The organism is Halochromatium sp. (assembly GCF_046541315.1).
Classification (GTDB): domain Bacteria; phylum Pseudomonadota; class Gammaproteobacteria; order Chromatiales; family Chromatiaceae; genus Lamprobacter.
Genome location: NZ_JBKHDN010000260.1, coordinates 1 through 3,376, shown reverse-complemented (window position 1 = coordinate 3,376; position 3,376 = coordinate 1). Strand labels below are relative to the sequence as shown.

The window sequence follows — 3,376 nt, the reverse complement described above, 5'->3', positions numbered from 1 at the left end:
GTCTCGATATCGAGGAAACCCTGGCCGTCGAGGAAGGTGCGCAGGGTCTGGGTGATGCGGCTGCGCAGGCGCAGGCGCTGTTGCATCTCGGGGCGGCGCAGGTCGAGGTAGCGGTAGCGCAGCCGGATCTCCTCGGAGGTGTCGGCGCCGTGCTCATCGAGCTGGAACGGCGGCGTCTCGGCGGTGTTCAGCACCTGGAGCGAGAGCCCCAGCACCTCGATCTGGCCGGTCGCGAGATCCGGGTTCTCGGTGCCCTCGGGGCGGGCACGCACGCGCCCGCTGAGCGCCAGCACGTATTCGCTGCGCACCTGTTCGGCGAGGGCGAAGATGTCGGCGCGATCGGGGTCGAACACCACCTGCACCAGCCCGCTGCGATCGCGCAGGTCGATGAAGATCACGCCGCCGTGATCGCGGCGCCGATGGACCCACCCGCAAAGACTGACCTCGCGGTCGATGAGCCCGCTTTCGAGCTCGCCGCAATAATGACTGCGCATGCCGTTCGATCCCCGTTGGACTGTGCACCGGCGGCGCTCGCCGACCGCTGCGAAACAGGCGGCGAGCGCCGCCCGAAAAAACACGCCAAGATAACGATCGGCTCAGCGACATGCAACCGGTCACTGCGCGCGCGTGCGTGGCGCGCACCCGTCTTCGCGGCGCGCCCGCCTTCCTCAGCGCCGACGTCCTTCGGCGTCGCCCAGGCCTCAGTCCGCCGCTGCCTTGGCCTTCGCGGCGCTGTTCGCGGCTGGCTTGGCCGCTGGCGCGTCCGACTTGGGCTTGGTCTTCTCGGCGGCTGGCTGCGCCTTCGCCTGATCGCCGGCGGCTTTCTCGCCCGCGCCCTTGTCCTTGGCCGCCTCCCCGTCTTGATGCAGGTTCTTGCGCTTGTCCTTGTCCTTCTTGAAATCGGTTTCGTACCAACCGCTGCCCTTGAGCCGGAAGGCGGCGGCGGTGATCTGTTTGGTCAGCGCCGAGGCGCCACAGGCCGGGCACTCGGTCAACGGCGGATCACTGATCTTCTGCAGTGCATCCAGTTCATGGCCGCATTCCCCGCAGCAATACGCGTAGATAGGCATGGTCTCATTCACCAAGCAAGGGTTGCATAACCGCGCCAATATAGGGTGTTGAGCGCGCTTTTCCAACGGGCGATCGCCAAGGCCGAGGTCATCGCGCCCCACCGGCCGCGATCGCTCGCGCGCACGGTCGCGCTCAAGCGGCCCTGGCGGCGCTGGCCGCGACCGGCGCCACCTCGCACAGCAGCGACTTGAACGGCGGAAACCCGCTGATCGGGTCAAGCGCGCCATCGTCGGTCAGCTCGTTGACATTGGCATGGTTCCAACCGTGGGCGCAGTGGACGACGCCGGGCTTGATGTGATCCGTGACCCGTGCGGTAAAGCGCACACAGCCGCGCCTCGTGCGCACCTCGACCTCATCGCCGTTGCCGATCCCGCGCGCGGCGGCATCCTCCGGATGCAGCTCGACCAGCGCATCCGGCATCGCCTTACGCATGCGTTCCAGGTATTGATGCTGCGAGTGGGTGGCGTGCTTGTGACGCGCGCCGCTGGTCAGCACCAGCGGGAAGTCGCGCGCCACATCGGGCGTCGAGAGCGGGCTCTCGGCCGGCTCGCGCCAGATCGGCAGGCCATCATGACCGGCCTCGCGCAGTTCCTGCGAATCGAACTCGACCTTACCACTGACGGTCTTGAAGCCATGCAGTCGATACTGACGGTCGGCGTCGAGGAAGCCCTGCTCGACCAGCTCATCGATGGCCTGGGCATAGACGGTGACGCCATCGGGGTTGGAATAGACCTCTGCGCGGATGTCTTCCGGGATGCCCTCGGCGGCCTCGGCCCAGGATGCGGCCAGGTCGCCGTTCCAGAACTGCTCGGCCATGCCGAGCCGCACGCCCAGCTCCAAAAAGATCTCGGCATCCGGGCGCGCCTCGCCCTTGGGCGCCACCACCCGATGCCGATAGCGCAGTTCGCCCTGATAGGCACAGCCCGGATAGGCGATCAGCGCCTCGCGCTCGAGGTTGGTCGCCGCCGGTAGCACGATGTCGGCCATGCGCGTGGCCGGATTGTGGAAGAAATCCGAGGCGGCGAAGAAGTCGAGCGCGCCGAGCGCCTGCTCCATGCGCTTGGAGTTGGCCCACATCGCGGTATTGATGCCCATCGCCAACAGGCTGTGGATGCGCTGCGGCCGGCCCGCGAGGATGCAATCGGGCAACAGCATGCTCTGCGCCGCCGGCCAGTGTCGGGTCCAGACCGGAAACACCTCGTCGCCGACCCGCGGCGGCAGGTGGTCGAGGCAATGATCGAACAACTCGATCGGCTTCGGCGAGACCTTGTCGTTGAAGAAGCGGTTGCCGCCCTCGCGATCGAGATTGCCCGTGACCGCCGACAGCAGGATCACCGCGCGATGATTCTGGAAGCCGTTGCTATGCTGCACCGTCGCCGTCGGCGAGAGCATGATCTGCGCCGGATGCAGGGTCGCGAACAATTCGGCGGCGCGGCACAGATCGTCGGCGTCGATGCCGCAGATGGCGGCGACGCGCTCGGGCGGAAACTCGGCGGCATAGGCGCGGAAGGCCTCGACGCCGGTCGCCCATTGATCCAGGAAGGCCTGATCCTGCCAGCCATGGGCGAAGATCAGATGATGGAAGCCGAGCGCCAACGCGCCATCGGTGCCGGGGCGGATCTGCAGGAACACGTCGGCCTGGTCGGCGAGCGGCGTGCGCCGCGGATCGACCACGATCATCGGCCGGCCGGGCTTGGCATGCGCCTGCGGATGCAGATGGAAGGGCGGGATCGAGCCGCGCGGATTGGTCGACCAGACCAGCAGGCACTTGGTATTGTGCGAGGCGATCGTCGAGGTGGTCTTGATCTTGGTGCCGAAGGTCACCTCCTCGGCGACCTTGGTCGCCGAGAAGCAGCAGCCGCTCTCGGTCATGTAGTTCGGCGAGCCGAAGGCATGCGCCAAACGCTGTAGCTGCGGGCGCGCCTCCTTGGTGTAACCGGCGAAGAAGGCGACCGCCGGTGCCCCATGTCGCTCGCGCGTGCGGCTCAGCTGCTCGGCGATGGTAGCGAGCGCCTCGTCCCAGGAGATGCGCTCGAACCCGCCGCCGCCACGCGGCCCGACGCGTTTGAGCGGATACAGCAGGCGATCCGGGTGATGACGCCGGTCGAGTTGCACATAGCAGCGCGGACAGTCGGGGCCATCGATCGCCACCGGCTCGCCCTGGGCGTCCAGGGTGACATCGATCGCGCAGTTGGCGTCACATTCGTAGCAGGTACTCTTGACGGTAGACATCGGCGGGACACTTCCTGAAGAGGGATTGTTCGGACGTTCAATGCGCGTGCCAGGCCGGATTTCAACCTCGCCC

At 67.1% G+C, this 3,376-nt stretch carries 3 protein-coding genes; all 3 read right to left on the bottom strand.

The window, feature by feature from the left end; all coding sequences use genetic code 11:
* On the bottom strand, nucleotides 1-494 hold a 494-nt coding region (locus ACLFQI_RS12775; protein WP_410759877.1), incomplete at its 3' end, for an OB-fold nucleic acid binding domain-containing protein.
* Nucleotides 495-701: 207 nt separating this feature from the next.
* Nucleotides 702-1,070 carry an FmdB family zinc ribbon protein gene (locus tag ACLFQI_RS12770; RefSeq protein WP_410759875.1) on the bottom strand — a complete coding sequence of 123 codons (369 nt, stop codon included), beginning with the start codon at nucleotides 1,068-1,070 and terminating at the stop codon, nucleotides 702-704.
* A 133-nt stretch (nucleotides 1,071-1,203) separates the two neighbouring features.
* A complete protein-coding gene (locus ACLFQI_RS12765; RefSeq protein ID WP_410759873.1) occupies nucleotides 1,204-3,303 on the bottom strand; it encodes a molybdopterin-dependent oxidoreductase in 2,100 nt (699 codons plus the stop codon).
* Between the last annotated feature and the right edge of the window lie 73 nt (nucleotides 3,304-3,376).

Coding starts and splice junctions, on each gene's coding strand:
- ACLFQI_RS12770 (WP_410759875.1), bottom strand. CDS start 1,070: ATGCCTATCTACGCGTATTGCTGCGGGGAATGCGGCCATGAACTGGAT.
- ACLFQI_RS12765 (WP_410759873.1), bottom strand. CDS start 3,303: ATGTCTACCGTCAAGAGTACCTGCTACGAATGTGACGCCAACTGCGCG.